This window comes from Streptomyces sp. NPDC053367, from assembly GCF_044545925.1.
In the GTDB taxonomy this organism is placed as follows: Bacteria; Actinomycetota; Actinomycetes; order Streptomycetales; family Streptomycetaceae; genus Streptomyces.
Map to the genome: position 1 here is coordinate 679,798 of NZ_JBITYN010000001.1, position 15,235 is coordinate 695,032.

The 15,235-nt window shown below is 70.6% G+C and carries 14 protein-coding genes; 9 read left to right on the forward strand and 5 right to left on the reverse strand.

All coding sequences use genetic code 11. From position 1 onward, the window contains the following. Nucleotides 1-71: 71 nt before the first annotated feature. The gene (locus tag ACIGXJ_RS03155) at nucleotides 72-512 is read left to right on the forward strand and encodes a MarR family winged helix-turn-helix transcriptional regulator (RefSeq protein ID WP_399640902.1); all 441 of its coding nucleotides are present in this window, start codon (nucleotides 72-74) and stop codon (nucleotides 510-512) included. Between the two features lie 140 nt (nucleotides 513-652). Here ACIGXJ_RS03155 and ACIGXJ_RS03160 read toward each other — a convergent pair whose 3' ends face one another. After that, nucleotides 653-1,372, reverse strand: coding sequence for a hypothetical protein (locus ACIGXJ_RS03160; RefSeq protein WP_399640904.1), 720 nt, complete (start codon nucleotides 1,370-1,372; stop codon nucleotides 653-655). 235 nt (nucleotides 1,373-1,607) lie between these two features. Here ACIGXJ_RS03160 and ACIGXJ_RS03165 point away from each other — a divergent pair, with 235 nt between their 5' ends. The 8 genes from ACIGXJ_RS03165 to ACIGXJ_RS03200 all read left to right on the forward strand — a co-directional run bounded on the left by ACIGXJ_RS03165 (nucleotide 1,608) and on the right by ACIGXJ_RS03200 (nucleotide 11,547). Then, nucleotides 1,608-2,765 carry a mandelate racemase/muconate lactonizing enzyme family protein gene (locus tag ACIGXJ_RS03165; RefSeq protein WP_399640907.1) on the forward strand — a complete coding sequence of 386 codons (1,158 nt, stop codon included), beginning with the start codon at nucleotides 1,608-1,610 and terminating at the stop codon, nucleotides 2,763-2,765. Further along, nucleotides 2,762-3,766: a zinc-binding dehydrogenase gene (locus ACIGXJ_RS03170; RefSeq protein WP_399640910.1), complete on the forward strand. Its 1,005-nt coding sequence runs from the start codon at nucleotides 2,762-2,764 to the stop codon at nucleotides 3,764-3,766. The genes ACIGXJ_RS03165 and ACIGXJ_RS03170 overlap by 4 nt, the downstream gene beginning before the upstream one ends. Nucleotides 3,767-3,877: 111 nt before the next feature. Then, a complete protein-coding gene (locus ACIGXJ_RS03175; protein ID WP_399640912.1) occupies nucleotides 3,878-4,846 on the forward strand; it encodes a hypothetical protein in 969 nt (322 codons plus the stop codon). A gap of 97 nt (nucleotides 4,847-4,943) precedes the next feature. Then, nucleotides 4,944-6,056, forward strand: coding sequence for a multiple monosaccharide ABC transporter substrate-binding protein (gene chvE, locus ACIGXJ_RS03180; RefSeq protein WP_399640915.1), 1,113 nt, complete (start codon nucleotides 4,944-4,946; stop codon nucleotides 6,054-6,056). Between the two features lie 32 nt (nucleotides 6,057-6,088). Next, nucleotides 6,089-7,648 (forward strand): multiple monosaccharide ABC transporter ATP-binding protein, encoded by a 1,560-nt coding sequence (mmsA, locus tag ACIGXJ_RS03185; protein WP_399640918.1) that lies wholly within the window; start codon nucleotides 6,089-6,091, stop codon nucleotides 7,646-7,648. Then, nucleotides 7,645-8,889, forward strand: a complete 1,245-nt coding sequence (mmsB, locus tag ACIGXJ_RS03190) for a multiple monosaccharide ABC transporter permease (protein ID WP_399640921.1) — start codon at nucleotides 7,645-7,647, stop codon at nucleotides 8,887-8,889. Before mmsA ends, mmsB begins: the two co-directional genes overlap by 4 nt. A 54-nt stretch (nucleotides 8,890-8,943) precedes the next feature. Then, a complete protein-coding gene (locus ACIGXJ_RS03195) occupies nucleotides 8,944-10,104 on the forward strand; it encodes an aldose epimerase family protein (RefSeq protein ID WP_399640923.1) in 1,161 nt (386 codons plus the stop codon). A 156-nt stretch (nucleotides 10,105-10,260) separates the two neighbouring features. Then, nucleotides 10,261-11,547, forward strand: coding sequence for a pyridoxal phosphate-dependent aminotransferase (locus ACIGXJ_RS03200; protein WP_399640925.1), 1,287 nt, complete (start codon nucleotides 10,261-10,263; stop codon nucleotides 11,545-11,547). Here ACIGXJ_RS03200 and ACIGXJ_RS03205 read toward each other — a convergent pair. The 4 genes from ACIGXJ_RS03205 to ACIGXJ_RS03220 all read right to left on the reverse strand — a co-directional run bounded on the left by ACIGXJ_RS03205 (nucleotide 11,541) and on the right by ACIGXJ_RS03220 (nucleotide 15,136). Further along, on the reverse strand, nucleotides 11,541-12,551 hold the full coding sequence (locus tag ACIGXJ_RS03205; RefSeq protein WP_399640928.1) for an arabinan endo-1,5-alpha-L-arabinosidase: 1,011 nt from the start codon (nucleotides 12,549-12,551) through the stop codon (nucleotides 11,541-11,543). The genes ACIGXJ_RS03200 and ACIGXJ_RS03205 overlap by 7 nt on opposite strands. 120 nt (nucleotides 12,552-12,671) lie before the next feature. Next, nucleotides 12,672-13,091, reverse strand: coding sequence for an ankyrin repeat domain-containing protein (locus ACIGXJ_RS03210; RefSeq protein WP_399640931.1), 420 nt, complete (start codon nucleotides 13,089-13,091; stop codon nucleotides 12,672-12,674). 46 nt (nucleotides 13,092-13,137) lie between these two features. Then, nucleotides 13,138-13,599 (reverse strand): RrF2 family transcriptional regulator, encoded by a 462-nt coding sequence (locus tag ACIGXJ_RS03215; RefSeq protein ID WP_399640933.1) that lies wholly within the window; start codon nucleotides 13,597-13,599, stop codon nucleotides 13,138-13,140. A 31-nt stretch (nucleotides 13,600-13,630) separates the two neighbouring features. After that, nucleotides 13,631-15,136, reverse strand: coding sequence for an alpha-N-arabinofuranosidase (locus ACIGXJ_RS03220; protein WP_399640935.1), 1,506 nt, complete (start codon nucleotides 15,134-15,136; stop codon nucleotides 13,631-13,633). Between the last annotated feature and the right edge of the window lie 99 nt (nucleotides 15,137-15,235).

Sequence of the window (15,235 nt, forward strand, 5' to 3'; positions counted from 1 at the left end):
TACTTCATTACCTGAAACAACGATGCTCCTAAATATTTCAGCTTGTCAAGTAATGCGGGTATCCTGAGGCCATGGCCACTCCGCACACGTCCCGCCCCGACGAGCTGACCCTGGAGGTCGTCGACCTCATCGCCTCGGTCGTCGCGCGCTATCACGAGGAGTACGAGGAGGCCGCCGCCGAGCACGCGCTGACGGGGGCGCAGGCGAAGCTGCTCGGGCTGCTCACCCTGGAGCCGCTGCCCATGCGGAAGCTGGCCCAGAAGCTGAAGTGCGAGCCGTCGAACGTCACCGGGATCGTGGACCGGCTGGAGGCGCGGGGGCTGGTGGAGCGGCGGCCGGACCCGGCGGACCGGCGGGTGAAGGTCGCCGTGGCGACGGACGCGGGGCGCGGTGTGGCCCGGTCGTTGCGGGAGTCGCTGCGGTTCGCGCGGGAGCCGCTGGCCGGGCTCTCCGAGGAGGAACGGGTCGTGCTGCGGGGGCTGTTGCAGCGGATGCTCGCGGCCGCGCCGTAGGGCCTGCCGGCCTCGGCGGCTTTCGCGCCGAGGGCCTGCCGGTCGACGGCCGGCTTTCGCGCCGTAGGGCCTGCCGGTCGCCGGCCGGCTTTCGCGCCGTCGTGGCTGTTCGCGCCGTTCCCCGCGCCCCTGAAGGGACGTCAGGTGCACCACCACAGGAAGCGGTCGCACTCCTCCGTCGGGGTGGGGGTCGGGTCCGGGGCCGGGGGCGGCGGGGTGGTCGTGGGGGTGTCCGCCGGGGGCGGCTCCGGCGCGGAAGCCGTGCCGTCCGGGGACGGGGGCTGGTCCGTGGGGCCGAGGGTCGCGGCCGGGGTCGCGGTGCGCTGGATCTCGCGGGGGCTCTCCGCCGCCTCGGGGGACTCGCTCGCGGAGGCCGACGCCGAGGAGGACGACGAGGGCGAGGGCGAGGCGGTGGAGCCGGCCGGCCCGTCCGGGGAGGTGGCGTCCGCCGGGCCGGACAGGGGGTCCCCCTGCTCGCCCCCGGCCTCCTCGGAGGCGCCGCCGTCCGCCTGCTCGCCGCCCTCGGCCGCCGACGGCTGCGGGGTGGCGCCCGGGGCGTCCAGACCCAGCTCGGCCAGGCTCAGGCCGCCCGCGGCGAGCAGGAAGCCCGCGGTGATCAGGACGGTCCTGCGGCGGCGGCGCCGGTGCGCGGCGGCCTTGCGGTCGCGGCGGCTCTCGCCGGGGCGGCGGGAGGCGGCACGGCCCTGCGGCGGACCCTCGGTGCGGGCGGCGGGCGCGGTGGGGTGCGCGGCCGGGTCGTCGTAGGCGGGCTCCGCCGGAAGCTGCTCGGCGGGTACGCCGCAGCCCGGGCAGGCGAGGGCGCCGTTGAGATGCCGTCGGCAGGGGTGGCAGTAGTCCATGACGCCGGAAGATTAAGTTCCCGGCACGTCACGTTCCTAGGCGTCGCCGTGAAGGTTTCGTGGGGAAGCGGGCCCCCCGGCGTGGCACGGTGGGTCCGGCCGGGTTTCGAAAGTACCGAAACCGTTATCTGTGCGACCCATTGACACCTCCGCCACCCCGTCCTTACTGTCACGCCAGCATTTCGAACGAGTGACGAAATCTCGAACAAGCTAACGTTCACGAGGGGCAACTGCCGTGCGCATCACCGGAATCAGCACACACGTGGTCGGGACGCCGTGGCGCAACCTGACGTACGTCCAGGTGCACACCGACGAGGGCATCACCGGAGTCGGCGAGACCCGGATGCTGGGACACACCGACGCCCTCCTCGGGTATCTGAAGGAGGCCGAGACCAACCACATTCTCGGTTCCGACCCGTTCGCCGTCGAGGACCTCGTCAAGCGCATGAAGTACGGCGACTACGGCCGGGCCGGCGAGATCGTGATGTCCGGCATCGCCGTGGTCGAGATGGCCTGCTGGGACATCAAGGGCAAGGCCCTCGGTGTGCCGGTGTGGCAGCTGCTGGGCGGCAAGGTGACCGACAAGGTCAAGGCGTACGCCAACGGCTGGTACACCACCGAGCGGACCCCGGAGGCGTACCACAAGGCCGCGCAGGGGGTCATGGAGCGCGGGTACAAGGCGCTGAAGATCGACCCGTTCGGCACCGGGCACTTCGAGCTGGACCACCAGGAGACCCTGTACGCGGTCTCCCTGATCGAGGCCGTGCGCGACGCGATCGGGCCCGAGGCCGAGCTGATGCTGGAGATGCACGGCCGGTTCTCGCCCGCGACGGCGGTCCGGCTCGCGCGCGAACTCGCCCCCTTCAAGCCCGCCTGGCTGGAGGAGCCGTGCCCGCCGGAGAACCTCAAGGCGCTGGAGAAGGTCGCCGCGAAGGTCGACATCCCGGTGGCCACGGGTGAGCGCATCCACGACCGGATCGAGTTCCGCGAGCTGTTCGAGAACCAGGCCGTGGACATCATCCAGCCGGACGTCGGCCACATCGGCGGCATCTGGGAGACCCGCAAGCTCGCCGCGACCGCCGAGACCCACTACATGCTGGTCGCCCCGCACAACGTCGGCGGGTCCGTGCTGACCGCCGCGTCCCTCCAGGTCGGGTTCACCTCCCCCAACTTCAAGATCCTGGAGCACTTCAACGACTTCGCCGACGCGGAGATCAAGAAGGTCGTCAAGGGCGCGCCGCAGGTCGTGGACGGCTACTTCCACCTGTCCGACGCGCCGGGTCTCGGTGTCGAGCTGGACGTGGACGCGGCCGCCGAGTTCCCGCAGCAGCAGGCCCGCTTCGACCTGTGGGCCGAGGGCTGGGAGCAGCGCAAGCCGAAGGGCACGAAGTGAGTTCACAGGTCGTCGTCGAGGCGCCCGGCGTCCATCGCGTCGAGGAGCACACACCGCGCGCGCCCGGTGCCGGTGAGGCGCTGGTGCGGGTGCACGCGGCAGGCATCTGCGGCAGCGACCGCGAGGTGTATCAGGGCAACAGGCCCGAGGGGTACGTCCGTTACCCGCTGACCCCGGGTCATGAGTGGTCCGGGACGGTCGAGGCGGTCGGGGCGGGCGTGCCCGCTTCCCTGGTCGGCCGCAAGGTGGTCGGCGAGGGCTTCCGCAACTGCCAGGTGTGCGACCGCTGCCACGCCGGTGAGACGACCCTGTGCACGGACGGCTACGAGGAGACCGGGTTCACCCAGCCCGGTGCGATGGCCGCCACCCTGACCCTGCCGGCCCGGCTGCTGCACCCCCTGCCGGAGGACGCCGACCTGACCGCCGCGGCGCTGCTGGAGCCGGCCGCCTGTATCGCGGCGGCGGCCCTGAAGGCGGACACGCGGCCCGGCGAGCGGGTGGCCGTCGTCGGCACCGGCACGCTCGGCATGTTCGCGGTGCAGTTCCTGCGGGCCTCCTCCCCGGGCGAGCTGCTGGTCGTGGGAACGCGCCCGGACCGGGAGGCGCTGGCGCGGCAGTTCGGTGCGACCGGCTTCCGCACCAAGGAGCAGGAGCTGCCCGGGGACTTCGACGTGGTCGTGGAGACGGCCGGGTCCGCCGACGCGGCCCGCACCGCCGCCGCGCTGCTGCGGCGCGGGGGCCGGCTGGTGCTGACCGGCATCCCGGCGCCGGGCGCGGACGGGCTCGACCCGACCGACCTCGTCGTACGGCAGCTGGAGGTGCACACCGTCTTCGGCGCCCCGCCGGACGCCTGGTCGCACGCCGTGCGGGTGTTCGCCGCGGGACTGCTGGACCCGGTGCCGCTGGTGACGCACGAGCTGCCGCTGGCCGAGTTCTCCCGGGCCATCGAGCTGGTGGGGTCGGGCGACCCGAAGGTCGGCAAGGTGCTGCTGCGCCCGTAGACGTGCGCCGGTACGGGGGCTTCCCGAAGGCCGCCGTACCGGCGTACCACCACCTTTCCCATACCTCAGGGCGCGAACTACGTCCGAAATACCGAACACGAAGGACAGCTTGTGACCGACGCTTCCGTCACGGCAGCCCGGCGACCCGGCGAGCAGGCGCTCGCCGCGCTCGGCCTGGGCGCGCCCGCGCTCGACCCCGCCGACGCCTCGCCGCACACCTTCCCCGGCGGCGGCCGCTGGCGCACCGAGATCCCCTCGTGCGAGGGTCCCGAGGCGCTGGCCGTCGTCCTGAAGGAGTCCTCGCGCCTGGATGTGCCGATCCACCGGATCAGCCAGGGCAGCGGGGTGTGGATGCTCACCGACGCCGAGATCACCGAGATGGTCGAGGCGACCGCCGAGCGCGACATCGAGCTCTGCCTGTTCACCGGCCCGCGCGGCACCTGGGACATCGGCGGCTCGGTGCGCACCGACTCACGCGGGGCCGGGCTGCGCGCGCGGGGCCACGACGCCGTCGCGGGCTGCGTCGAGGACGCCGTACGGGCCACCGAGCTGGGTGTGAAGTGCCTGCTGGTGGCGGACGAGGGCGTGCTGTGGACGCTGCACCGGGCCCGCGAGGCGGGGATCGTCCCGGCCGACACCACCCTGAAGGTCTCGGCGCTGATCGGCCCGGTCAACCCGGCGGCGTACGCCGTGTACGAGCGGCTCGGCGGCGACTCGATCAACGTGCCCAGCGATCTCACCCTGGACCACCTCACCGAGATCCGCCGGGTCTCGGCCGCGCCCATGGACATGTACATCGAGGCGCCGGACGACCTCGGCGGCTACGTCCGGATGTACGAGGTGGCCGAGCTGATCCGGCGCGGCGCCCCGCTGTACCTGAAGTTCGGTCTCTCCAAGGCGCCCGGGATCTACCCGTACGGCCACCACCTGCGGGAACTGACGCTGTCCACCGCCAAGGAGCGGGTGCGGCGCGGCCGGCTGGCCCTGGATCTGCTGGCGCGGCACGGCGCCGACGGCGACATGGCGCCGCTGGGCTCACGGCTGCCGGGCGCGCTGCGGCGCTTCGACACGCCCTCATAACGTTCCGGCGAACACCCCTTCACAGAACTCGACGCAGCCCCACAGAATCGCACACACCCGCTCACCCAGCCGGTCACGAACATCAAGGATGATGATCATGCGCACTCGCAGAGCCGCACTCGCCGCGATAGCCGCCACCGCCTCCCTGGCCCTGACCCTCACGGCCTGCGGCCAGAACTCGGAAGGGGGCAGCGAGGACAAGGGCGGCAGCACCGAGGGCGCCACCATCGGCATCGCGATGCCCACCAAGTCCTCCGAGCGCTGGATCGCCGACGGCAACAACGTCGTCAAGCACCTGGAGGAGAAGGGCTACAAGACCAAGCTGGTCTACGGCGAGGACGACCCCGACCAGCAGGTCTCGCAGATCGAGAACCTCATCACCCAGGGCGTGAAGGCGCTGATCGTGGCCGCCATCGACAACAAGTCGATGAACAACGTCCTGCAGCAGGCCAAGGACGCCGGCATCCCGGTCATCTCCTACGACCGCCTGATCCTCGGCACCCCGAACGTCGACTACTACGCCTCCTTCGACAACGAGAAGGTCGGCGAGCTGCAGGGCACCTACATCGTCGAGAAGCTCGGCCTGAAGGACGGCAGCAAGAAGGGCCCGTTCAACATCGAGCTGTTCGCCGGCTCCAACGACGACAACAACACGCGCTACTTCTTCCAGGGCGCGATGAACGTCCTGCAGCCCTACATCGACAAGAAGCAGCTCGTCGTCCGCTCCGGGCAGACGAAGCTCACGCAGGTCGTCACCCTGCGCTGGGACGGCGGCACCGCGCAGAAGCGGATGGACGACATCCTCACCTCGGCCTACAAGACCGAGCGCGTCGACGCCGTCCTCTCCCCCTACGACGGCATCTCCATCGGCATCCTGTCCGCGCTGCGCTCGGACGACTACGGCTCCAAGGCCAAGCCGTGGCCGATCGTCACCGGCCAGGACGCCGAGGTGGCCTCGGTGAAGTCGATCATCGCCGGCCAGCAGTCGATGACCGTCTACAAGGACACCCGCGAGCTCGCCAAGATCGCCTCCGACATGGTCGACGCGGCCCTGAAGGGCAAGAAGCCCGAGGTCAACGACACCAAGACCTACGACAACGGCGCCAAGGTCGTCCCGGCGTACCTGCTGGAGCCGGTGAGCGTCGACAAGGCCAACTACAAGGCCACCGTCGTGGACTCCGGCTACATCAAGGAAAGCGACCTCAACTGACGTCCGCCCTTCAAGGATTGGAAGGCACGACCATGGCGGGACCCGTCCTGGAAATGCGCTCGATCGTCAAGACCTTTCCCGGCGTCAAGGCGCTGTCGGACGTCAACCTGACCGTCCGGCGGGGCGAGGTCCACGCCATCTGCGGGGAGAACGGCGCCGGCAAGTCGACCCTGATGAAGGTCCTCTCCGGCGTCCACCCGCACGGCACCTACGAAGGGGACGTCCTCTTCGAGGGGGAGACCTGCCGGTTCAAGGACATCCGGGCCAGCGAGCAGCACGGCATCGTGATCATCCACCAGGAGCTGGCGCTGGTGCCGTATCTGTCCGTCGCCGAGAACATCTTCCTCGGCAACGAGCACGCCACCCGCGGCTTCATCAACTGGAACGAGACCCTTCGGCACGCCACCGAACTGCTGCGCCGCGTCGGCCTCGACGAGCACCCGGAGACCCGGGTCGCCGACATCGGGGTCGGCAAGCAGCAGCTGGTGGAGATCGCCAAGGCCCTGTCCAAGCAGGTGAAGCTGCTGATCCTGGACGAGCCGACGGCGGCCCTGAACGACGAGGACAGCGGCAAGCTGCTCGATCTGATCCTGGACCTGAAGGACCAGGGCATCACCTCGATCATCATCAGCCACAAGCTCAACGAGATCCGCCGGGTCGCCGACTCGGTGACGATCATCCGCGACGGCCGCACCATCGAGACCCTCGACGTGAAGGCCGAGAGCACCACCGAGGACCGGATCATCTCCGGCATGGTCGGCCGCGACCTGGAGAACCGCTTCCCCGAGCGCACCCCGCACCGGCCCGAGGAAGGCAGCGCGCCCGCCCTGGAGATCAGGGGCTGGACCGTGCACCACCCGATCGACCAGCAGCGCAAGGTCGTCGACGACGTGTCCCTGTCCGTGCGCCGGGGCGAGATCGTCGGCATCGCCGGCCTGATGGGCGCCGGCCGCACCGAACTGGCGATGAGCTTGTTCGGGCGGACGTACGGCAGATACGCGGGCGGCACCGTCCTGAAGGACGGGAAGGAGATCCGCACGAAGAGCGTCCCCGAGGCGGTCGCGCACGGCATCGCGTACGTCACCGAGGACCGCAAGCACTACGGCCTGAACCTCATCGACACCATCAACCGCAACATCTCGCTCAGCGCGCTGGGCAAGGTCTCCCGGCGGGGCGTGGTCGACGAGCACGAGGAACGGCAGGTCGCCGAGGGCTTCCGCAGGTCGATGAACATCAAGGCACCCACCGTCTTCGAGCCGGTCGGCAAGCTGTCCGGCGGCAACCAGCAGAAGGTCGTCCTCAGCAAGTGGATCTTCGCGGGTCCGGACGTGCTGATCCTGGACGAGCCGACCCGCGGGATCGACGTGGGCGCCAAGTACGAGATCTACACGGTCATCGACCAGTTGGCCGCCCAGGGCAAGGCGGTCGTCTTCATCTCCTCCGAACTGCCCGAGCTGCTCGGCATGTGCGACCGCATCTACACGATGGCCGCCGGCCGCCTCACGGGTGAGTTCTCGCGGGCCGAGGCCTCGCAGGAGTCGCTGATGCGCCGGATGACGAAGGACAAGAAGGACAAAGAGGTAACGCGATGAGCACGGATGTGACCGCCAAGAGCCCGGCCCCCGCGCCGCCGGGCGGGAGCGGCGGGGCCGGGGGCGACGGCCTGCTCCAGCTGATGCTCGACGGCATGCGCCGCAACATGCGGCAGTACGGCATGCTCTTCGCCCTCGGCCTGATCGTGGTGCTGTTCGCCGTCTGGACCGACGGCGACCTGCTGCTGCCGCGCAACGTCTCCAACCTGGTGCTGCAGAACAGCTACATCCTGATCCTCGCGATCGGCATGATGCTCGTCATCATCGCGGGCCACATCGACCTGTCGGTCGGCTCGCTGACCGCGTTCATCGGCTCGATGGCGGCCGTGTTCATGGTGAAGAACGACCTGCCGTGGCCGGTCGCGGTGATCCTGTGCCTGGCGATGGGCGCGGTAGCGGGCGCGGTGCAGGGCTTCTTCATCGCCTACGGCGGGATACCCAGCTTCATCGTCACCCTCGCCGGCATGCTGATCTTCCGCGGTCTGACGGAGATCTTCCTGGAGGGCCAGACCCTCGGCCCGTTCCCCGAGGGCCTGCAGAAGGTCGCCAACGGCTTCCTGCCGGAGGTCGGCCCGGAGACGAACTACCACAACATCACGCTGCTGCTGGGCCTCGCCCTGATCGCGTTCGTGGTGTTCCAGGAGGTCCGCGACCGGCGCCGGCAGCAGGAGTTCTCGCTGGAGGTGCCGCCGCGCAACCTGTTCCTGCTGAAGCTGGTGGCGCTGAGCGCGGCCGTCCTGGTCGTCACCATGCTCCTGGCCAGCTACAAGGGCGCCCCGATCGTCCTGCTCATCCTCGGCGTGCTGCTCGTCGGCTTCGGCTACGTGATGCGCAACGCCATCATCGGCCGCCACATCTACGCCATCGGCGGCAACCTGCCCGCGGCCAAGCTGTCGGGCGTGAAGGACAAGAAGGTCACCTTCCTCGTCTTCCTGAACATGGGCATGCTCGCGGCCCTGGCGGGCCTGGTCTTCGCGGCCCGCTTCAACGCGGCCTCGCCCAAGGCGGGCCTCAACTTCGAGCTGGAGGCGATCGCGGCCTCCTTCATCGGCGGCGCGTCGATGAGCGGCGGTGTCGGCACCGTCCTCGGCGCGATCATCGGTGGCCTGGTCCTGGGCGTGCTGAACAACGGCATGAACCTCGTCGGCATCGGCACGGACTGGCAGCAGGTCATCAAGGGCCTGGTGCTGCTCGCCGCGGTCGGGTTCGACGTGTGGAACAAGCGCAAGGTCGGTTCATAAGTCACCGGGCCCCGCCTTGAGGCGGGGCCCGCCTCATATGGCAGGAGCCGCTGTATGGAACTGAACAGACGCACCCTCATCGCCGGGGCCGCGGCCGCCGGCGTCACCACCGCACTGAGCGGAACCGCGCACGCCGCCGGGACCGCCCACGCCACGGGAGGCAGGAAGCCGGTGAAGTCGCACTTCGGCACGCTCGCCGACGGCACCGAGGTCCACAGCTGGTCGCTGCAGAACGGCGGCACCCGGCTGAAGGTCCTCTCCTATGGCGGGATCGTGCAGTCCCTGGAGATACCGGACCGGCGCGGACGGTACGCCAACGTCTCGCTGGGCTTCGACAACCTGGCGGACTACGTCGCGTCGAGCCCCTTCTTCGGCGCCCTGATCGGCCGGTACGGCAACCGCATCGGCAAGGGCCGCTTCACCCTCGACGGCAAGGAGTACCAGCTCTCCGTCAACGACGGCGACAACAGCCTGCACGGCGGTGCCCAGGGCTTCGACAAGCGGGTCTGGGACGTGGAGCCGTTCACCAAGGGCACGGACGTCGGCCTGTACCTGCGCTACACGAGCGCGGACGGCGAGATGGGCTACCCCGGCACGCTCAGGACGAAGGTCACCTACACCCTCACCCGGCACGGCGACTGGCGCATCGACTACGAGGCCACGACCGACAAGGCGACCGTCTGCAACCTCACCAGCCACGTCTACTACAACCTCGCCGGCGAGGGCAGCGGCTCGGTCTACGACCACGAACTGACCATCGCCGCCTCCCGCTACACGCCCGTCGACTCCGGGCTGATCCCCACCGGCGAGCTGGCGCGGGTCGCGGGCACCCCCTTCGACTTCCGCCGGAGCAAGACGGTCGGCGAGGACATCCGGGTCGCCCACCAGCAGGTGCTCTACGGCCAGGGCCTGGACCACAACTGGGTGCTCGACAAGGGACTCACCGCCCGGCCCGAGCACATCGCGACCCTGCGCGACCCCTCCTCGGGCCGCACCATGAGGATCGCCACGACCGAGCCGGGCCTGCAGTTCTACTCCGGCAACTTCCTCGACGGCACCCTCGTCGGCACCGGCGGCACGGTCTACCGCCAGGGCGACGGGTTGTGCCTGGAGACCCAGCACTTCCCGGACTCCCCGAACCAGCCGGCGTTCCCCTCGACGGTGCTGCGGCCGGGCCAGGTGTACCGGTCCGCCACCGTGCACTCCTTCGGCTGAACCACGCGCCTCCGCAGGCGAGTTGAACGCCCGCGCCGTCACCTCCGTATGTAGGGGCGGCCCGTGCTCCCCCGCACGGGCCACCCACAGACGGAGGTTCCCTTGTCCGGTAGTGTCACCTCGCTCTTCCGCGCCGGATCGGCACACAGCCCGTCCATGGCGGCGCTGACGCGCGAGGGCGGCGACGGGTCCGGTCCGGTGGACTTCTGCATCCCCTGCAACCCGTACTTCCCCACCCCGGCGATGTTCGACGAGATGGCGGCCCGCCTGCGCGACATCGTCACCTACTACCCCAGCAGCGCCGACACCATCACCGCTGAGCTGTGCGCGCTGCTGGGCCTTCCGCCGCAGTGCGTGGCGATGGGCAACGGCTCCACGGAGCTGATCACCTGGATCGACCACCTGCTGGTCCGGGAGTCCCTCGCCGTCCCCGTCCCCACCTTCGGCCGCTGGACCGACCAGCCGATGGAGACCGGCAAGCGCGTCGACATGTTCCCGCTCCAGGAGTCCGCCGGCTTCGCCCTGGACCTGGCCCGGTACGCGGAGTTCATCCGGGCGCGCGGCACCCGTGTCGCGGTCCTGTGCAACCCCAACAACCCCGACGGCGGCTATCTGCGCAGGCACGCCGTCGTGCAGTTCTTGGACGCGCTGGCGGACCTGGACCTGGTGATCGTCGACGAGTCGTTCCTGGAGTTCGCCGACGCTGAGGCGGATCCGTCGGTCGTGCAGGAGGCGATGCTGCGGCCCAACGTCATCGTGCTGCGCAGCCTCGGCAAGAACTTCGGGCTGCACGGCGTGCGCTTCGGCTATCTGGTCGCGGGCCCGGCGCTCGCGGGCAAGGTCCGCGCGATGCTGCCCAAGTGGAACCTCAACTCCTTCGCCGAGCACGTGGTGTTCATGCTGAAGGAGCACGGGGCGGAGTACGCGCAGAGCCTCGCGCAGGTGCGCCGGGACCGGCTGGAGATGGCCAGCGCGCTGTCGGCGCTGCCGGGGCTGACGGTCTACCCCTCCCAGGGCAACTTCCTCTTCGTGCGCCTGCCCGTCGGCGCCGAGGGAACCGTCGTGCGGGACCGGCTGCTCACCGAGCACCGGATCCTCGTCCGCGAGTGCGGCAACAAGATCGGTTCCTCCAGCCGCTTCCTGCGGCTCGTGGTGCGCCCCCAGGTCGACGTGCGTCGCCTGGTGTCCGGCCTGGAACAGGTGCTCTACGGGACGTCCAGGAGGGAGGGCGCCGTGCCCGAGCTGAACACCGGGACCAGTTACAGCTCGGGCACGGCGGCCGTGGACCGGCTGGTCAGCGCCACGAACGGGGCGGGCCTGTCGATGCCGCTGCCCGCGGCGGTCGGGCCGACACCCGTGGGGGTGCCGGCGCAGGGAGGCCTCACCGCGGCGCAGGTCCGGGGTGTGCCGGGGTGGCCCGCCGCCGGGGGCATGGCTCAGTAGGCGACGGGCCAGCCGGTGCTCCAGTTCAGCAGGTTGACGCCGAGCTTGGGCGTGCCGTTGTCGTTGCCGTCGTAGTAGTGGTAGACGATCAGGTCCCCGTCGACGTCGGCCATGATCGACTGTCCGCCGGGGCCGATGACCCTGCCGTGCGACTCCAGCACGGGCGTGCCTCCGTTGTTCGTCAGCGCGACGCCGTTCTTGTCGTAGTAGGGCCCGGTGACGGAGGTGGCCCGGCCGACCTTCACCTTGTACGTGGAGCCGGTGCCCTGGCAGCAGACGTCGTACGAGGCGAAGAGGTAGTAGTAGCCGCCCCGTTTGACGACGAAGGGCGCCTCGACGGCCTTCGTCCCGGTCGGGCGGGAGGCGAGCGAGTGGCGGGTGGTGTCGGTCGACAGCTGCTTGCCCGTCGACGGGTCGATCCGGATCATCTTGATGCCGGTCCACCAACTGCCGAACGAGAGCCACCACTTGCCGTCGCCGTCGATGAAGAGGTTGGGGTCGATGGCGTTGTAGTCGCTGGACGAGCTGGAGCTGTGGACGATCCCGTAGTCGGTCCAGCTGCCCGGCTGCCCGGTGCTCGACCCGGCGAGGCCGATGGCGGAGGTGTTCGTGCCGAACTTCGAGACGGAGTAGTACATCAGGTACTTCCCGCCGTGGTACGAGATGTCTGGCGCCCACGCCTCCGGCACGGAGGAGTACGTCGACCACCAGCCCGGCCGTGCGGAGAACGCGTCACCCGCCGCCCTGAACGCGATCCGGTCGCCGGACGTCTTCGCGGCGAGGCCGCCGCCGGTGGCGTACAGCAGGTACTGCCCGGAGGAGGTGCGGATCATGGTCGGGTCGTGGACGACCGTGGAGCCCGTGACCGTGCCGGGGCCGGGATAGGCGGAGGCGGTGGAGGGCAGCAGGGCGAGAAGTGCGGCGAGCGGAGCGGCGAGGAGGGTGGTGCGAGTGCGGGAGGGAGGACGAGTACGGCTGCGAGTACGGGTGCGGGTGCGGCTCAAGGGGACGCTCCTAGGGTGGGGGTCACCGCCTGTTCGGCATACCGAACGACGGTCGCGTCATCGGACGGGACCGTAGAATCGAACCCCTTGCGCGTCAATGGTCCACGCAGCGACGGAAGTTCAGGCTCCCGCGCCCCGCGCGGCACGCAGCACCGCGGCGGTCTCGGCGTGCGCGCCCCGCTCCGCCCACTCCAGCGGGGTCAGGCCCGTGCCGCCGTCCTCGCGCAGCGACGGGTCCGCGCCGGCCGCCAGGAGCGCCCGGACCGTGTCGGTGTGGCCCCAGCAGGCGGCCCCGCACAGGGGCAGGCCCTCGCTGCCGTGCCCGCTCTCCGCGTCGGGGCCGGCACCGGCCGCCAGGAGCAGCTCGACGACGGCCGTGTCCCCGTGGACCGACGCCTGGTACAGCGGTGTCGTCCCCTCCCGGTTCGCCCGCCCCGGGTCCGCGCCCGCCCGCAGCAGGGCCCGGACCCGGGCCGCGTCCCCGATGAGCGCCGCCGTCACCAGCCGCCGCGAGAGCTTCTTCCCCACACGCCTGTTCACGGCCGCCGACCCTGTGCCGGGACGGCGGCCCGTGTCCTGCGCGTTTCTACGGGTTCTCCCACGCCGCCGGTTCCGCGGCCAGCGCCCGGACCGGTTCCGGCAGGGCGTCCGCGGCGAGGTCGGCCAGGGTGACGCCCTCCAGGATGCGGCGGACGTTGGCGCGCAGCGCGATCCACAGCGGGAGCAGCGGCTCGGCCGTGCCCTGGTAGGTCAGGCCGGTCGGGCGCTCCCCGCGCACCGAGACGATCGGGCCGTCGACGGCGCGGATGATGTCCGCGACGGTGATCGCGGACGCCGCACGGGCCAGGCGGTAGCCGCCGCCTCCGCCGCGCCGGCTGTCCACGACGCCGGCGCGGCGGAGGTCGCCGAGGATGCCCTCCAGGAACTTGTGCGGGATGTCCTGTGCGACGGCGACCGTCTCCGCCTTCACCGGTTCGCCGTCGCCCTGCCGTACGGCGAGTTCCAGCGCCGCCCGCACCGCGTAGTCCGCCCGTGCCGAGATCCTCATGCGCCCATTGTCGGTCAGGCCGGGGCACGGCTCAGGCCAGCCTGATCACGTTCCAGGACAGCGGCTCCAGTACGGCGGTCAGGCGGCCGTCCGTCACCCGCGTGCCCTCGACGGCGTGCGGGACGACCCGCTCGGGCTCGTCGAGGGTGTTGCGGGCGTCCGGGTCGGCGTCGGCGAGGGCGCTGTGCTCGACGACCCGCGTCACCCCGAGGCCGCCCAGCGCCACCTCCAGCGGGAGGGGGTCGGTGCGGCCCCGGTTGACGGCGAAGACGGTGACCGTGCCGTCCTCGGCCCGCACGGCGGTGGCGTGCAGCAGGTCGGCCTCGCCGTACTTCCTCGTCTCGTACGTCGGCGAGTCCACGCGGACGTCCAGCACCTCGCCCCGGCCGTACTCGGAGGCCTGCGCGAACGGGAAGAACGTCGTCTGCCGCCAGGCCGGGCCGCCGGGTTCCGTCATGATCGGGGCGATGACGTTCACCAGCTGGGCGAGGCAGGCGACCGTCACCCGGTCGGCGTGCCGGAGCAGGGCGATGAGCAGGGAGCCGAAGACCACGGCGTCCGTGACGCTGTAGTTGTCCTCGAGCAGGCGCGGTGCCTGCGGCCAGTCGAGGGCGCTGACCTCGGCCTCGGTGCGGGACAGGTACCAGACGTTCCACTCGTCGAAGGAGAGGTTGATCTTCTTCTTCGACTTCAGGCGGGCGCCGACGTGGTCGCAGGTGGCGACGACGTTCTCGATGAAGGTCTCCATGTCCACGGCCGAGGCCAGGAAGGAGTCGACGTCGCCGTCGAGGGGCTCGTAGTAGGCGTGCAGGGAGATGTAGTCGATCAGGTCGTACGTCTCCTGGAGGACGGTCGCCTCCCACGCGGCGAAGGTGGGCATCGACTGGCTCGAACTGCCGCAGGCGACGAGTTCGACCTCCGGGTCGATCTGGCGCATGGCGCGTGCCGTCTCGGCGGCGATCCGGCCGTACTCCTCGGCCGTCTTGTGGCCGGTCTGCCAGGGGCCGTCCATCTCGTTGCCGAGGCACCACAGCCTGATGCCGAAGGGGTCCTTGTCGCCGTGGCTGCGGCGGAGGTCGGAGAGGGCCGTGCCGGAGGGGTGGTTGGCGTACTCCTGGAGCTCGATGGCCTCCGCGACGCCCCTCGTGCCGAGGTTCACCGCCATCATGGGCTCCGCCCGGGGGCCGACCTTCTTGAGGAAGGCGATGAACTCCGAGAGGCCGAAGCGGTTGGACTCCGTCGTGCGCCAGGCGAGGTCGAGGCGGCGGGGGCGCTCCTCGACCGGGCCGACCGAGTCCTCCCACTTGTAGCCGGAGACGAAGTTGCCGCCGGGGTAGCGGACGGCGGTGACGCCGAGTTCCCGCACGAGGTCGAGGACGTCCCGGCGGAGGCCGGCCTCGTCGGCGGTCGGGTGGTCCGGCTCGTAGATGCCCGTGTACACGCAGCGGCCGAGGTGCTCCACGAAGGAGCCGAAGATACGGGGGTCGACCTGGGCGACGGTGAAGGCGGGGTCCAGGGTGAAGCGGGCGGTGCGCATGTTCGCCTTTCGTGGTGGGTGGTTTCTGTCGGTGGGCGGGTGCGGGATCGGCGTGGCTTCCTGCGCTCACGCGGCGGAGCCGCACATCGGATACGGCCC

Bases quoted from the DNA above. Each gene is read 5' to 3' on its own strand.
- ACIGXJ_RS03155 (WP_399640902.1), top strand. From the start codon at position 72: ATGGCCACTCCGCACACGTCCCGCCCCGACGAGCTGACCCTGGAGGTC.
- ACIGXJ_RS03220 (WP_399640935.1), bottom strand. From the start codon at position 15,136: ATGCGCACCGCCCGCTTCACCCTGGACCCCGCCTTCACCGTCGCCCAG.
- mmsB (WP_399640921.1), top strand. From the start codon at position 7,645: ATGAGCACGGATGTGACCGCCAAGAGCCCGGCCCCCGCGCCGCCGGGC.
- ACIGXJ_RS03195 (WP_399640923.1), top strand. From the start codon at position 8,944: ATGGAACTGAACAGACGCACCCTCATCGCCGGGGCCGCGGCCGCCGGC.
- ACIGXJ_RS03215 (WP_399640933.1), bottom strand. From the start codon at position 13,599: ATGAGGATCTCGGCACGGGCGGACTACGCGGTGCGGGCGGCGCTGGAA.
- ACIGXJ_RS03200 (WP_399640925.1), top strand. From the start codon at position 10,261: ATGGCGGCGCTGACGCGCGAGGGCGGCGACGGGTCCGGTCCGGTGGAC.
- ACIGXJ_RS03160 (WP_399640904.1), bottom strand. From the start codon at position 1,372: ATGGACTACTGCCACCCCTGCCGACGGCATCTCAACGGCGCCCTCGCC.
- chvE (WP_399640915.1), top strand. From the start codon at position 4,944: ATGCGCACTCGCAGAGCCGCACTCGCCGCGATAGCCGCCACCGCCTCC.
- mmsA (WP_399640918.1), top strand. From the start codon at position 6,089: ATGGCGGGACCCGTCCTGGAAATGCGCTCGATCGTCAAGACCTTTCCC.